13 protein-coding genes and 1 other RNA gene are annotated in these 13,828 nt (G+C 44.9%); 8 read left to right on the top strand and 6 right to left on the bottom strand.

The window, feature by feature from the left end:
* The first annotated feature begins 82 nt into the window (after nt 1–82).
* From NGM44_RS00700 to NGM44_RS00675, 6 genes are all read left to right on the top strand, one after another.
* On the top strand, nt 83–1,432 hold the full coding sequence (locus tag NGM44_RS00700; protein WP_253223781.1) for an NAD(P)H-dependent glycerol-3-phosphate dehydrogenase: 1,350 nt from the start codon (nt 83–85) through the stop codon (nt 1,430–1,432).
* A gap of 3 nt (nt 1,433–1,435) precedes the next feature.
* Nucleotides 1,436–1,927 carry a phosphohistidine phosphatase SixA gene (gene sixA, locus NGM44_RS00695; protein ID WP_253223780.1) on the top strand — a complete coding sequence of 164 codons (492 nt, stop codon included), beginning with the start codon at nt 1,436–1,438 and terminating at the stop codon, nt 1,925–1,927.
* A gap of 77 nt (nt 1,928–2,004) precedes the next feature.
* Nucleotides 2,005–2,101, top strand: an RNA gene (gene ffs, locus NGM44_RS00690) — signal recognition particle sRNA small type.
* A gap of 107 nt (nt 2,102–2,208) precedes the next feature.
* Nucleotides 2,209–2,874: a ribose-5-phosphate isomerase RpiA gene (gene rpiA / locus NGM44_RS00685; RefSeq protein ID WP_253223779.1), complete on the top strand. Its 666-nt coding sequence runs from the start codon at nt 2,209–2,211 to the stop codon at nt 2,872–2,874.
* Nucleotides 2,875–2,956: 82 nt separating this feature from the next.
* Nucleotides 2,957–3,481, top strand: a complete 525-nt coding sequence (locus NGM44_RS00680) for a helix-turn-helix domain-containing protein (protein WP_253223527.1) — start codon at nt 2,957–2,959, stop codon at nt 3,479–3,481.
* Nucleotides 3,457–4,380: an IS3 family transposase gene (locus NGM44_RS00675; RefSeq protein ID WP_371923553.1), complete on the top strand. Its 924-nt coding sequence runs from the start codon at nt 3,457–3,459 to the stop codon at nt 4,378–4,380. The genes NGM44_RS00680 and NGM44_RS00675 overlap by 25 nt, the downstream gene beginning before the upstream one ends.
* An 85-nt stretch (nt 4,381–4,465) precedes the next feature.
* Here the strand turns inward: NGM44_RS00675 and NGM44_RS00670 are convergent, their stop codons facing one another.
* The 4 genes from NGM44_RS00670 to lipB all read right to left on the bottom strand — a co-directional run bounded on the left by NGM44_RS00670 (nt 4,466) and on the right by lipB (nt 9,068).
* Nucleotides 4,466–5,782: an MFS transporter gene (locus tag NGM44_RS00670; protein ID WP_253223778.1), complete on the bottom strand. Its 1,317-nt coding sequence runs from the start codon at nt 5,780–5,782 to the stop codon at nt 4,466–4,468.
* A gap of 172 nt (nt 5,783–5,954) precedes the next feature.
* Nucleotides 5,955–7,565, bottom strand: a complete 1,611-nt coding sequence (locus tag NGM44_RS00665; RefSeq protein WP_253223777.1) for a phospholipase D family protein — start codon at nt 7,563–7,565, stop codon at nt 5,955–5,957.
* A 172-nt stretch (nt 7,566–7,737) separates the two neighbouring features.
* Complete coding sequence (locus NGM44_RS00660) at nt 7,738–8,268, bottom strand: inorganic diphosphatase (RefSeq protein ID WP_253223776.1); 531 nt, start codon at nt 8,266–8,268, stop codon at nt 7,738–7,740.
* Nucleotides 8,269–8,324: 56 nt separating this feature from the next.
* Complete coding sequence (gene lipB / locus NGM44_RS00655; protein ID WP_371923514.1) at nt 8,325–9,068, bottom strand: lipoyl(octanoyl) transferase LipB; 744 nt, start codon at nt 9,066–9,068, stop codon at nt 8,325–8,327.
* Nucleotides 9,069–9,339: 271 nt separating this feature from the next.
* Here lipB and pncB point away from each other — a divergent pair, with 271 nt between their 5' ends.
* Complete coding sequence (gene pncB / locus NGM44_RS00650) at nt 9,340–10,572, top strand: nicotinate phosphoribosyltransferase (RefSeq protein WP_253223775.1); 1,233 nt, start codon at nt 9,340–9,342, stop codon at nt 10,570–10,572.
* Nucleotides 10,573–10,657: 85 nt separating this feature from the next.
* On the opposite strand, the gene xseB is transcribed toward pncB, so the two are convergent.
* Nucleotides 10,658–10,879, bottom strand: coding sequence for an exodeoxyribonuclease VII small subunit (gene xseB / locus NGM44_RS00645; protein ID WP_371923513.1), 222 nt, complete (start codon nt 10,877–10,879; stop codon nt 10,658–10,660).
* Nucleotides 10,880–11,226: 347 nt separating this feature from the next.
* Between xseB and NGM44_RS00640 the strand changes: the two genes are divergently transcribed.
* Complete coding sequence (locus NGM44_RS00640) at nt 11,227–12,669, top strand: DASS family sodium-coupled anion symporter (protein WP_253223774.1); 1,443 nt, start codon at nt 11,227–11,229, stop codon at nt 12,667–12,669.
* 118 nt (nt 12,670–12,787) lie between these two features.
* Here NGM44_RS00640 and NGM44_RS00635 read toward each other — a convergent pair whose 3' ends face one another.
* Nucleotides 12,788–13,735 (bottom strand): LysR substrate-binding domain-containing protein, encoded by a 948-nt coding sequence (locus tag NGM44_RS00635; protein WP_253223773.1) that lies wholly within the window; start codon nt 13,733–13,735, stop codon nt 12,788–12,790.
* Between the last annotated feature and the right edge of the window lie 93 nt (nt 13,736–13,828).

Genomic DNA, 13,828 nt, shown 5'->3' with positions numbered 1-13,828 from the left:
TATCGTACAAATATGCTATACTGACCCAAACTGCTAATTTCTGGCAAGCTGATTGAGCAAGCCGATAACAAGGTACTCGGTGATGAAACTGAAAAAACCAAGCGTCCAAAATCCAAAAGTGCAAAAAATCGTCGATGCGGCTGCAACTGGCATTGATGAAGCTGTGACCGCGCTTAAAGAATCAAGCTTAACACAAGCACCGATTTTAAATAGCATTGCTGAGCTGACTGGACTAAAAAAGAAAAAATCAGCGCAATTGACTGAGTCCTTGCAAGAAGCTTGTGAAGAACACGGCGATGCCAGGACGCTGAAATTTGCATTCTTGGGTGGCGGTAGTTTTGGCACTGCGATGGCAAATCTAGCCGCCAAAAATGGCTGTAATGCGACACTGTGGGTGCGTGATAAACGCACAGTCAAGGCGTTAAACAAGACACGAATTAATAAGAAATACTTACCAACGCACAAGCTGGATCCGCGCCTAAAATTCAGCCATGATCTTGAGCAAGCCATCACGGGAGTGGATGTGATTTTTGTTGCCGTGCCAAGTTCAGCATTTCGTGAGATTTTGACGCAGATCAAGCCTTTTATCACCCATCAAGCGGTGGTGTCATTGACCAAAGGTATGGAAAAAGAGACCTATGCTTTGATGAGTGACATCATCCAAGAAGTACTGCCTGAAGTGAATTTTGGTGTGATGAGTGGTCCAAACTTAGCAGTTGAGATCATGGATAATATGCCATCGGCGACCGTGATCGCATCAAGCTCGGAGCTGCTGAGAAAAGCGGTGCAGCAAGCTTTGCACAGTGCGTTTTTCCGTGTCTTTGCCAGTGATGATGTCAAAGGCGTGGAGCTTGGCGGTGCGCTGAAGAATATCTATGCCATCGCAATGGGTATGGCGGCAGCTTATGAAGTGGGTGAGAACACCAAGGCAATGCTTTTGACGCGTGCGTTGGCTGAGATGAGCCGTTTTGGGGTTGCGGTTGGTGCTGATCCTTTGACTTTCTTAGGCTTGTCAGGCGTTGGAGATTTGTATGCGACCTGTAGCTCGACTTTGAGCCGAAATTATCGTGTCGGCTATATGCTTGGACAGGGTATCAGTCTTGATGCTGCTGTGAAAAAACTTGGGCAAACTGCCGAAGGGGTCAATACCATAGCGCAGGTGCATACGCGCGCGCATGAGCTGGGTGTGTATATGCCGATCACGCACGCCTTGCACGCGGTATTGTACGAAGATAAGGCTGCGCTTGGTGTTGCATTGAACCTAATGGAAACAGGTTTTCGCAGTGATGTGGAGTTTGTACTGCCACATGATGAGAGCAACGCACGACTAAGCCAAGAGTTTACCGAAGTGCTAAAAAGTAGCGCTGATGCCATACCAAAAGCTGGTGATACTGATGGTGCAGATCAAGTACCGCAGACGACGAAGGAATAATAGATGAAACTGATTTTTGTGCGTCATGGGCAAGCGGGACCGTATTGTGCTGATGATGCAGGGCGTGTCTTGACTCAGTTTGGTCAGGCGCAAGCTGATGAGACGGCGCGTTATATCACCGATCATCATAAGGTGGATTTGATCATCGCCAGTCCATATGTGCGCGCTGATCAGACGGCAAAAATTTTATTAGATAAACTTAATCAAGCAGGTCAGACGCCACAATTTTTAACACTGGATAACATCACGCCTGATGATGATCCTGTGGTAGGTGTTGATGGTATTGACACGCTGATTCGTCAGCAGTTCGGTGATGATGCTGAGCCTTGTGTGGCGATTGTCTGCCATATGCCGATCGTTGCTTATATAGTGGCGCATTTGGATGGTTTACTGCCGTCAAGTTTTGAGCTTGCTGAGTGTCGCGTACTGCAAACAGCAGTTATCGCCGAAGGGCTTGGGCATACCTGTGATCGCTTTGTACCGAAGCAGCCTTAAGCAGTTCTAAATAAATATAAAACTGCAAATTTTGCTTGCAAAAGCAAATCGACATCAGTATAATACTGACTTGGCTTCATCGGTAGCTTCGCAACTGTGTACTATGAACCCCGCCAGGACCGGAAGGTAGCAACGGTAGTAGATACAAAGTGTGCCGAAGATGTGCTGATGAAGTCATTTTTATGCCTAAAATTTATCTGTAAAATTTTGTAATTATAATTTAAAATATTGTAACACTGGCGTACAATAGCCACAATGATGATTCTGTTAAGGTGCTTGCTATGACCACGATCAATCCAAAACTTGCCCAAAAACAAGCCGCTGCCAAAGCAGCACTCAGCTACATTGACGATGGCATGGTGCTTGGTGTGGGGACAGGCAGCACGGTTAATTGCTTGATTGAGCTATTGCCGCAAGTTAAGCTTAAAGGCGCGGTCGCAAGCTCACAAGTCACCGAAGATAAGCTGCGTGCGCTTGGCATTGAGATTTTTGATCTAAATAGTATTGGCGAGCTAGATCTGTATATTGATGGTGCTGATGAGATCGATGGCGCGGGCAATATGATTAAAGGTGGTGGCGGTGCTTTGACGCGCGAGAAGATTGTCGCTGCAGCATCACGCCGATTTGTTTGTATGGTCGATGATTCTAAGACGGTCGAAGTATTGGGCAAATTCCCTGTTGCCATCGAAGTGCTGCCACAGGCGCGTTCTTATGTGGCGCGTGAGCTTGTCAAGCTTGGGGGTGAACCTGTATATCGCGAAGGCTTTGTCACCGATTACGGTAATTTGATTCTGGACACTTATGATTTGGATGTGTCGAATCCTGCCAAGCTTGAAGCAGAGCTAAATAATATCGTCGGTGTAGTGTGTAATGGTATCTTTGCTGCACAGTCGGCAAGTGTGATGCTAAAGGCAAGTGAGCAGGGCGTAGAAACCAAGAATTTTTAATAAATCATTAAATATTTTAAATAAAAAAAGCAGGTGATTGTGAACCGCACCCCAAAAGTTAGACAACCTTTGGGGTGTTTTTATGACCAAATACACAATTGACTTTAAACTTGAAGTCATTGATCATTATTTAACAGGACATAGTTACCACAACACAGCCAACTCTTTTGGTATTAAACGCTCTATTGTCCAAAACTGGGTGAGACTCTATCAAACTCATGGTATTGATGGTATTCGTATCAGAAAGAGCAAAGCTAGTTATTCACCAGAATTCAAACACACTGCAGTATTACAACTACTTGCTGGTAAATCCATACGCACTTTGGCGATTGAATTAAATATCAGCAACCCAAGTGTGCTGTTTCAATGGTTAAAAGCCTATCAAAATCATGGTATCATGGGACTGACTCCCAAACCCAAAGGTAGAAAATCTGTGCCTAAAACCAACAAAGCAAAGCAAACATCCAAACCTGATGAGCAAAAAACCCATGCTGAATTGATTGCTGAACTGCAGTACTTACGCATGGAGAATGACATCTTAAAAAAGTTAGAAGCCTTGGAGCGTCAGCAAAGAAAAAGCAAATCATCATCAATAAAATCACAGTGATTGACGAGCTAAGGCAGATTTATCCATTAAAACAATTACTGACTTATCTTGGTGTTGCCAAAGCAACCTTTTATTATCACTTAAAGCAATTCAAGCAAAAGGATAAACATCAAGACATCAAAGATGCAATCAAAAAGATATATCACACCCATCAAGGCAGGTATGGGTATCGCAGAATCACCCTTGCCTTAAAACAGTTAGGCTTTGTCATCAATCATAAAAAAGTGTGGCGACTGATGAGCCAAATGGGACTGAAAGCACGGATTCGCTCTAAACGCAGATTTAGTGCTTATCAGGGTAAGGTGGGTAAAATCGCTGATAATGTACTCAAGCGTGATTTTAAAGCAGATCGACCCAACCAAAAATGGGCGACTGATGTCACTGAGTTTAAAGTGTTGGATAAACAAGGTAATGTCAAAAAGCTTTACTTGTCTCCCATCATGGATTTGTTTAATGGAGAAATTGTTAGCTATCAGATGCACAGTAGCCCAAATTATGGCTTGGTTGCCAAGATGCTTGATCAGGCACTAAAGCGACTGCAAGCAGATGATAATGCTGGCAACGATAGCAGCAAACCACAATTGATTCTGCATTCAGATCAAGGCTGGCACTACCAAATGCAAAATTATCAACAAACCTTAAAAGACAACAACATCATTCAAAGTATGTCAAGAAAGGGTAATTGCTTGGATAATGCGGTGATAGAAAGCTTCTTTGGCACATTAAAAGAAGAAATCTTCTTTCATGACAAACATCAAAGAAGATTTACCTCCATTGATGAGCTTAAACAAGCGATTGATGAGTACATCCATTACTACAATCATGATAGAATAAAGAGTAAACTAAAAGGACTAAGTCCTGTAAAATACAGGCGCTTAGTCCTTGATCAAACCACTTAATTTAAACCTAGTCCTTAATCTTAACTTTGTCTAAGATTTGGGGGTCGGTTCAATTGTGCCTGCTTTTTTGTTGTGCGAAGATTTATCAGCGGTTCAAATCCTGAGCGGTACGCGGAATGTAGTAAATATAAAAACTGATAAAAACCGTCACCAAACCAATGAACATCACATACAAAAGCGGCGTGTAGGCGGTATAAAGTAGAAATTGCCCAGTGACAAAAGGCAGCAAAGCGATGATACAAGCATAAGCCATCGTCAGGGTGATCGCCACACCGCGTAGGCGATGCTTGGTGGGAAATAGTCGTGTCATCACTGCAGGTACAGCACCGATTAAGCCTGTAGCAAAGCCAAGTAGGGCGAAAAATACCAGCACCAGACCGCCGCCATTTTGCACATGATAAATAAAACCTGCGCTAAAAATCAGCAACAAAATCCCCGCCATCATCAGCACACGCCCAGCATTATTCAGATCCGCCATCGCGCCATAAAAAATACAGCCAAGCAGCATGAATAATAGCCCAACATAACCGCCAAACCGCGCCGCACTTGCTGAACTGATAAAGCTGATCTCATACATCGGCAAGAACAGTACAGGGATTAGGATCAATAACGCCGCGGCGATCAGTGATAAGATGATGGCAGCGATGAGATTGGGTGGTGGTAGACATTTGTGCAGGGATTGGCTGTCAGCAAGGTGAATTTGGCTGATCAGTTGTCCATTTTGCTGTGCATCGACAGAGTTTTTTGATAAAAATACGGGCGTCTCTGACAGCTTAGATAATAGCCACAAGCCTATGATGGATAAAGCTGCCGAGATCGCATGGGGAATGCGCCATGCATAGCTGATAAGCTCATATAAGCTAAATGAGTTATTAATAATATTTAATAAAATTCCCAAAATCATCAGACCGCCGACGACACTTGCTAGGATCAATCCTGAGCCCATGCCGATGCGCTTGGTGGGTAGGGTCTCGGCGATGATGACAAATGCAATGGGCAAAATCGCACCGCAGCCGATACCTTGAATGAATCTGAGCACGCCTAGAATAACAGCAGGTAAATGACCGAAATGCTGCGATGTCGGTAAGCACAGCAAACCAATGGTGGTGATGCTGACGATGGCACTGCTGTAGATTAATGAGGATTTTCGCCCAAGGCGATCGCCCAACCAGCCGAATAATACACCACCAATTGGCAACCCAATCGCAAGTGCGCTACACATGATTAGCGTGTACCAATTTGACAGCCAAGTCATCAGATGACGCTCATCAAAAAAGATTTTGCTTAATAATTCCGTCTGATACCAAAAAACCGCCGCATCAAACACGGCAACCGCTGCAGCGAAACTGACAATCAGACAGGTGGTGATGTGTTGGCGCGTCAAAATCGGTTCATAAGGCATGGTAAACTCAGCTACATGATGTCAATGAATGATAGGACAAGTGCCATGATGATATTGATAAATAGTTAAGTTATGATTACTAATTATACCACCAAAATGGCTGTTGCTTAGTTTACATGAAAATTACCAAGATTGCCATGTGAAATATACATGAGTTGTCTATTTAGATATATTATAACAACCAATCAATCGGCATTAAGCCAAGCAGTACAATTCCCATGCGATCTTTTAGGTTGGTGTTTGGTTCGTTGCGATACAGAGTTGGCGTGCCGTCATTGATCGTGTGCCACTCAAGCAGACCGCGATCGTTGAGTTTGAGTTCATAAGCCTGTCCGCGCAGTAGCTGCGGATTTTGTAGTGCGTGATGGATTTGACTGGCGAGCAAAGGATCGCGGATAAGTACGCCAAGTTCAGTATTGATATTGGCAGAGCGCGGATCGACATTATAAGAGCCGATGAACACAAGCGAGTGATCGACGGCAAAGGCTTTGGCGTGTAGGCTTGTGGTGCTGGCGTAGACTTTGTTACGCCAAAAGCGGTTGTCTTTCTCGCTTGATGCATTGGATTTGACTTCGTACAGCTTTACGCCAGCGGATAATAGGCGACTGCGCCAATGTGCATAGCCTGAATGTACCACACCGACATCGGTGGCATCAAATGAATTGGTCAAAACGCTTACCTTTACACCTTGATTGGCAAGCTTGGTGAGCGTCTCTACGCCATCTTTGGTTGGGACGAAATACGATGAAATGATGCTAAAATCTGACTTGGGCTTACCCAGTCGATTCTGTAGCTGTGCGACCAAATGTGTGTTGGTAGTGGCTTTAGCATTGCTAAGCTTTTCTACAGGATCGGCATACAGCTCAATGCGTGTCCAACGAAAAGGCACACGACGCGCGATCAAATCATCACCAATGGTGGAATTTTGTACCGCAAGACGATAGCTGCGGAGTGCGTGTTCGCCATCGGTCTGAGTACGGGTTAATTCATCCTTAATAATCGGATTGAGCAGTTCGCTGTATTTGCGATCATCTTTTTTGACCAATGTCTCAATATCATACGCCAAATCAGAATTCCAATACTGCTCAAAGCTGTCATTGATGTCTTGTACCACCGCGCCGACCAGTAGCACATCTAAGTCGGCAAAGCTATTATCACTGGCGTTATTTAAATATTCATTACCGATATTACGCCCACCGATGATGCTGATGCGATTATCAAAAGTCATGCTCTTATTGTGCATTCGCGCATTGATGCGCTTGGGCTCGGTGATGAAATTGACACTGCGGATTTTGCGGTGCGCCATCGGATTCATCAGGCGTACGGCAATGTTTGGATGTTCAGAAAATCTTAATAAAATCTGATCAAGCTCTTTTGAGCTGTTCATATCATCGAGCAATAGACGCACCATCACACCGCGTTCAGCCGCTTCCCACAGATCCTTGAGCATCATCTGTCCAGCTTCATCATTGTGCCAAATGTAGTATTGAATATCGATGGTCTGGGTGGCTAGATCTGATAAAATGCTGCGCGACACGAACGCGTCCGAGCCTTTGCTGATCGGATAATAGCCTGATAGCTTGGGATATTGTGCCGCTTGCTGATCTAGGCTGTCATTAAGCAGGCTCGGCTCTGCCAAATCACGCCCAACTTGGTTTAGTAGCTGCGATTGGATGGTGAGCGTTTGGCTTTTTGGCAAATGCGCAGTCTCAGGCAGGCTTTGACAAGCTGCCAAAATCAAGGCAAGACAAGGTGTAATCAGCAGGCGAGCAAATGATGACATAGCTATGATGGTAAATCGTGGCACAAAAGATGGAAAAATTGACAAATTGTAGCACATCCATGCGTCATGTTTTGTCAGAAAATTGTCAAAATCTGATAAAAATTAAGCGAATTTTATCAAGCAAAAAGCCCTGAAAAAATTCAGGGCTTAAGCATTACATCGCTACCAGAAATTACAGCTCTTTCCAGCGTTTTTGGCTTTCTTTGATGACTTCTTTGGCGACATCGACACCGAAGAAACCTTCAACTTTGGTTGTGCCTGCTTTTTTCAGATCTTTGTAGTGATTGAAATGAAACTCTAGTTGCTTGATCAGCTGTGCTGGCAGGTCTTCTAGGCTGTTGTAAGCATTGCCATTGTTGCGATCGTCTGCAGGTACGACGATGATTTTGTCATCGACTTCCCCATCATCGACAAACTTCATCACGCCGATGACTTTGGCTTGTAGGAAGATACCAGTGGTCAGTGGCTGCTCGGTGATGACCAGTGCGTCCAGCTCGTCGCCATCTTCGTCCAAGGTTTGTGGAATAAAGCCGTAGTTGCAAGGCTTAGCAAATGCAACAGGCTCAACACGGTCAAGCTCAAAGCACGCCAATTTACGATTCCACTCGATTTTGTGGTTTGAGCCAGTTGGGATTTCGATCACGACATTGATCACGCCGCCATCGACATCGCCTGCGTCAAGAATTTGGTTAAAATCTGCCATGGGATTGCTCCAAAAAAGATAAAAGTTGTGTTGGATTTTAATGACTTAAAACTTGTTTATTCTATCGCATCTTGTGGTCTGAGTGCAACCGTCCCCGACAGACGCGCGGCAATATTTTTGATGAATTTTTCGATAAACTCACCCATCTTACTATCGTCAAACAGCCCATAGCTTTCAAGCTTTGCCATCGGCATACCCGCATAGCCACACGGATTGATGGCGTTGAACGCAGATAAGTCATTGACAAGATTAATCGCGATGCCATGATAGCTAAAGCCTTGCTTGATCTTAAAGCCTAAGCTTGCGATTTTGCCCAGCATATCGCCGTCATGATTATAAATATACACCCCTGGGGCATCGCGGCGTGCCTTGGCAATTAGGCTATCAGGCAGATAATCGCTCACCACATCTTCGATCGCTTGCTCGGCATGGCTCACTAGGTCACGCACGCCAAAGCTTAATTTGTGCAGATCTAATAGCCAATAAACCACCAGCTGTCCCTTGCCATGCCATGTCACCTGTCCGCCGCGATCGGTTTTGATGATGGGTGTGTCGGTCTTGTATAAAATGTGCTCAGGTTTACCCGCTTGACCAAGCGTATAGACATCCTGATGCTCGACGATCCACAGCTCGTCAGGGTGTGATTTATCCTGTTTTTTATCATCGATGCGCAAGAGTGTGTGGCTGAGCATCGCATCATGCGTGGCGCTGTATTCAGCATCAGCGAGCAGGCGAATTTTTAGCGTATCGCTGTCAAGGGCGTGTAAATCAGTATATTGGCTTGGGGTGATGGTTGTCATGATGTTATCTTTATTATAAAGTAAAAATGTAATAATTTTATCAATATTGATTGATGATAAAATGGTTAAATGCAAAGAAATGCCATAGCATCAATCATCAAAAATTTGCCTTTATGATAAGCATATCCCAGCGATTATGCAATGATTTTTCTTGCTAAATTCATCATTTTTCAAACAAATGGTCAAGATTTAGTTATAAAACCCTGCAAAATGACGCATTTTATAGTATCATGTCTGTTTTAATTCTTATAAAAAAAGGATGGCTATGGTCATGACCGCACCGACCGCGAATACACAGCCCATTATTACTTCATTGCTTGATAATGATTTGTACAAATTCACCATGCTGCAAGCCATGCTGCATCAGTTTCCGCAGACGCACGGCGTGTATCGTTTCCGCTGCCGCAATCATGATGACACGGTATATCCATTAAGTGAAATTAAACAAGACTTAGAAATTCAGCTTGACTATCTATGCCAATTACGCTTTAGTCAAGATGAATTAGATTATTTGCGTAGTTTTCGTTTTATTAAGTCTGATTTTGTTGATTATTTAGAATTATTCGCATTAAAACGCCGCTTTGTCACCGTTTCGGTCGATGATGAAGGGCATCTGAACATTGACATCGAAGGCCCGATGATTCAGGCGATGTTTTTTGAGATTTTTGTGCTGTGTATCGTCAGCGAGCTGTACTATGCGCGCTTAGATACCAAGACATTGCTAGAAGAAGGGCAGCGACGACTTGATGAGAAAGTCGCGGCATTGCACGATTATCAAGCCAAACAAATGGCAGATGGTTCGTACGAGACCACGCCATTTGTCGTTGCTGATTTTGGTACGCGTCGCAGATTTAGTAAGGTGTGGCACTATCATGTGGTGGAGACTTTGTCCAAGGCGTGTCCTGAGATTGTGCGTGGCACATCGAATGTCTATCTTGCCAAAAAGCTTGGCATCACGCCGATTGGCACGATGGCGCACGAGTTCATGCAGGCGTTTCAGGCGCTTGATGTGCGATTGCGCGACAGCCAAAAAGCGGCGCTGGAGTGCTGGGTGCGTGAATATCGCGGCGATCTTGGCATTGCGCTGACGGATGTCGTCGGTATGGATGCGTTTTTGCGTGATTTTGATTTGTACTTTGCCAAGCTGTTTGACGGCTTGCGACACGACAGCGGCGATCCGTATGAATGGGGTGATAAGGCGATCAATCATTATCATAAGCTAAAAATCGACCCAAAAACCAAGGGCCTGACTTTCAGCGATGGTCTGAACTTACAAAAAGCGTGGGATCTGCACCAGTATTTCAAAGGGCGGATTAAGACAGGCTTTGGTATCGGCACGAATCTGACCAATGACATGGGTGTAACGCCGCTCAATATCGTGTTAAAACTTGTGGCGTGTAATGGTCAGCCAGTGGCAAAATTATCCGACAGTCCTGGTAAGACGATGATCGAAGATGATACCTATCTGGCGTATCTTAAGCAGGTCTTTGAAATCAAAGAGTGAGCTTGGGTTAAAATTTAGCAAAAAGCAGGGCGGTTTGATGACTTCCCTGCTTTTTATGCTGATAAATCAAATTTATAGTTATCAATCAAGCATCAGTTTTGGTATCGCCAACTTCAGCATTAGTAAAGGCGGATTGTAAGGCGGTCTCAACCGCATCAATGCGCGCTTGACAAACCTTATATGCCGCCAATGATTCTTCGACAATGGCGACTAAGTTGTCAATGTCTAATTCGTCCGATCGCTCAAGGTGATCGGCGTTTTTTTTCAAGATGTGATAAGCGTCTTTGAAAGTCTCTGGGGTGCTCATGATAATTCCGTGAATAACATACTTGTTGTGCATTGTAGCGAATTTTGCAGGCTTTGTTAAGGGTTTGGGCATAAGTTTTAACACTTGGGTCAATGTTTGCGCTGAATGCTTGAGCTGATAGTTTGCCGATTTTTATCTATAAGCTTACAAAACTGTTGCAAATTCTTGACAATTTGTTATGATAGCGACAAAGCGATGGACAATTTACTTAGGATAAAGGGCTTATGGTGACAGATCGCCATGAGTTTTTGTCGTATCTGTAACTTTTTATCGCCTTTGCTTGCTGTGGAGAATGCGCATTGCTTGGCATTTGGCTGCGGTAAGCTGGTTTGTATTAAGGATGAATTATGACACAGACAACTCAACAAGAGTTGGATTTCACATTACGCACCGACTTTCAGCATGATGATAACAGCACGCCGCCATCAGGCAAAGTGCGTAACGACGCCATCAAAGGCATCGTCATCACTGCCATCGCAGCGATTGTTGCCTATTTTCTATCGAGCGCATTGCCGTTTGAGCCGCTTGCAAACAAGGGTTTGGCATTGGCGACATTCATCGGTATCTTGTGGCTGACTGAAGCCATTCATGTGACAGCGACGGCAATCTTGGTGCCGCTGCTTGCAATCTTTATCGGCATTCCAGAATTTGACACCAAAAAAGCCCTAACCAGCTTTGCTGATCCGATCATTTTCGTCTTCTTCGGTGGCTTTGCGCTTGCGGCGACTTTGCATGTGCAAAAGCTTGACCGCAAGATTGCTTTTGGCTTGATTAACCTTGCAGGTGGTCACTTGGGCCGTGCGGTGATCATGATGTTTGCCGTGACTGCAGGTCTGTCAATGTGGATCAGTAACACCGCGACTGCCGCGATGATGCTGCCACTTGCCATTGGTATCCTAACTTCTGTTGATGAGACCAAAGATCGCAATACCTTTATCTTTGTGCTATTGGGTATCGCTTATTCTGCATCGATCGGTGGCTTGGGTACGATGGTTGGTTCACCGCCGAACGCCATTGCTGCCAAAGAGCTGGACATTGGCTTTAGCGAGTGGATGGGCTTTGGTCTGCCGATGATGCTCGTGATGATGCCGCTGCTGCTAGGCATGATGTATCTGGTACTGCGCCCGAAGCTGAACCAAAAAATTGTGATGGTTGAGCAAGAGAAAATCGAATGGACATTGCCACGCATCCTTACAATGGTTATTTTTGCTATCACTGCGCTAAGCTGGATTTTTGGTAAGCAATTGGGCGAGATGTTCGCGTTCAAACAGCCTGATACTGTGGTCGCATTATTCGCTGCAGTGGCTGTATTGCTGCTAGGTCTGGTCAGCTGGAAACAAGTCTCGGACAACACCGACTGGGGCGTATTGATGCTGTTCGGTGGTGGTATCGCACTGTCTGACATCATGAAAAACACTGGTGCGTCAGAAGTACTGGGTCAAAGCATTTCAGTGGCTTTGTCAGGCGCATCACCGCTATTGGTTATCTTTGTGATTGCTGCATTCATCATCTTCTTGACCGAGTTCACCAGTAACACAGCTTCGGCAGCACTGCTTGTGCCATTGTTCGCACCGATCGGTGTGCAGCTTGGTCTGCCACCTGAAGTGCTGATCATGGTCATCGGTATCGGTGCATCGTGTGCCTTTATGATGCCTGTGGCGACACCGCCGAACGCGATCGTGATGGGTACAGGTCATGTCAAGCAGCGCGATATGATGAAGGTCGGCTGGTGGCTGAACCTAGTTGCCATCGTCGTCGTCACCATCTGGGCGTATGTGTTCTTGGCATAAGTTCAACGATCCAGTATCGTGATCACCAAAATCCCCTAAGTTATACTTGGGGGATTTTTCATACATCATAAGCAATAAAAAAAGGGCGCAGATTACGCCCAAATTTATGAATGTATTTTTAAGAATTTTGGTCAAATTGAGCTTGGCACAGCTTGATAAATTCATGTCCAAATTTGCGAATTTCGCTGTCATCACGCACTGCGATCCAACTGGTAAATCTGCCAAAATAACTGACAGGGATCGCCACCAAATCGGGATAATGCTTGGGCTGATATGCCATCTCTGCGATGATGCCGATACCAAGCCCTGCTGAGACATAGGTGCTGATGACATCTGAGTCAAGCGCGGCAAGCACAATATCAGGGGCAAAGCCTGCTTGCGCAAAAGTGCGGTCAATCGCCCCGCGACCTGTAAAGCCACCATGATAAGTGACAATCGGATAGCTTGCCAAAGTCGGCAAATCCACCGCATCCATCTGATCGGCAAACTCCGCCAATTCATGATCGCGCGGCACAATCACCACATGCGACCAGTCGTAATAGCGATGACAGCGCAGCACATCGTTATTCAGCAGCGATTCGGTCGCGATACCAATATCCGCCTGTCCGCGAATCACCATCTGTGCAATGGTCTCAGGATCGGCTTGTTGTAGCACTAGATTGACTTTATCGAACTTTTGGCGAAATTCTTTGACAATCTGCGGCAGTACATAGCGCGCTTGGGTGTGTGTGGTTGCGACCGTGAGCGTGCCTGCTTGTGCATTATTAAAATCAAGGCTTAGGTTCTCAATCGTACGAATCTCAGCAAAAATCGCTTCAATGTGTGGCAATAACGCCTTACCAATCGGTGTCAAACCTGTCAATCGCTTGCCTTGACGCGTAAAAACATCGGTCTTAAGCTGATTTTCCAGTGCAGCGATTTGCTTAGATAGGCTTGATTGACTGGTGTGTAATAGCTCGGCAGCTTGGCTAAGATTATAGCCATTCACCACCGTATGCCAGACAGTTTCAAGTTGTTTTAATTGGATTTGTAAATGTCGCTGATTAATAACGATGTCGATTGCCATAAAAACTCTGATAAAACAAGGAAAATAAATTTTGCTCATGATACCCAATTTTTATCAAAAAGGATAGATTGATGATCAATTAATTGTGAAAAT

Source organism: Moraxella sp. FZFQ2102, assembly GCF_024137865.1.
Lineage (GTDB): Bacteria > Pseudomonadota > Gammaproteobacteria > Pseudomonadales > Moraxellaceae > Moraxella.
This window is presented reverse-complemented; position numbering and strand designations above follow the sequence as displayed.

Bases quoted from the DNA above. Each gene is read 5' to 3' on its own strand.
- NGM44_RS00700 (WP_253223781.1), top strand. From the start codon at position 83: ATGAAACTGAAAAAACCAAGCGTCCAAAATCCAAAAGTGCAAAAAATC.
- sixA (WP_253223780.1), top strand. From the start codon at position 1,436: ATGAAACTGATTTTTGTGCGTCATGGGCAAGCGGGACCGTATTGTGCT.
- rpiA (WP_253223779.1), top strand. From the start codon at position 2,209: ATGACCACGATCAATCCAAAACTTGCCCAAAAACAAGCCGCTGCCAAA.
- NGM44_RS00680 (WP_253223527.1), top strand. From the start codon at position 2,957: ATGACCAAATACACAATTGACTTTAAACTTGAAGTCATTGATCATTAT.
- NGM44_RS00670 (WP_253223778.1), bottom strand. From the start codon at position 5,782: ATGCCTTATGAACCGATTTTGACGCGCCAACACATCACCACCTGTCTG.
- NGM44_RS00665 (WP_253223777.1), bottom strand. From the start codon at position 7,565: ATGTCATCATTTGCTCGCCTGCTGATTACACCTTGTCTTGCCTTGATT.
- NGM44_RS00660 (WP_253223776.1), bottom strand. From the start codon at position 8,268: ATGGCAGATTTTAACCAAATTCTTGACGCAGGCGATGTCGATGGCGGC.
- lipB (WP_371923514.1), bottom strand. From the start codon at position 9,068: ATGACAACCATCACCCCAAGCCAATATACTGATTTACACGCCCTTGAC.
- pncB (WP_253223775.1), top strand. From the start codon at position 9,340: ATGACCGCACCGACCGCGAATACACAGCCCATTATTACTTCATTGCTT.
- xseB (WP_371923513.1), bottom strand. From the start codon at position 10,879: ATGAGCACCCCAGAGACTTTCAAAGACGCTTATCACATCTTGAAAAAA.
- NGM44_RS00640 (WP_253223774.1), top strand. From the start codon at position 11,227: ATGACACAGACAACTCAACAAGAGTTGGATTTCACATTACGCACCGAC.
- NGM44_RS00635 (WP_253223773.1), bottom strand. From the start codon at position 13,735: ATGGCAATCGACATCGTTATTAATCAGCGACATTTACAAATCCAATTA.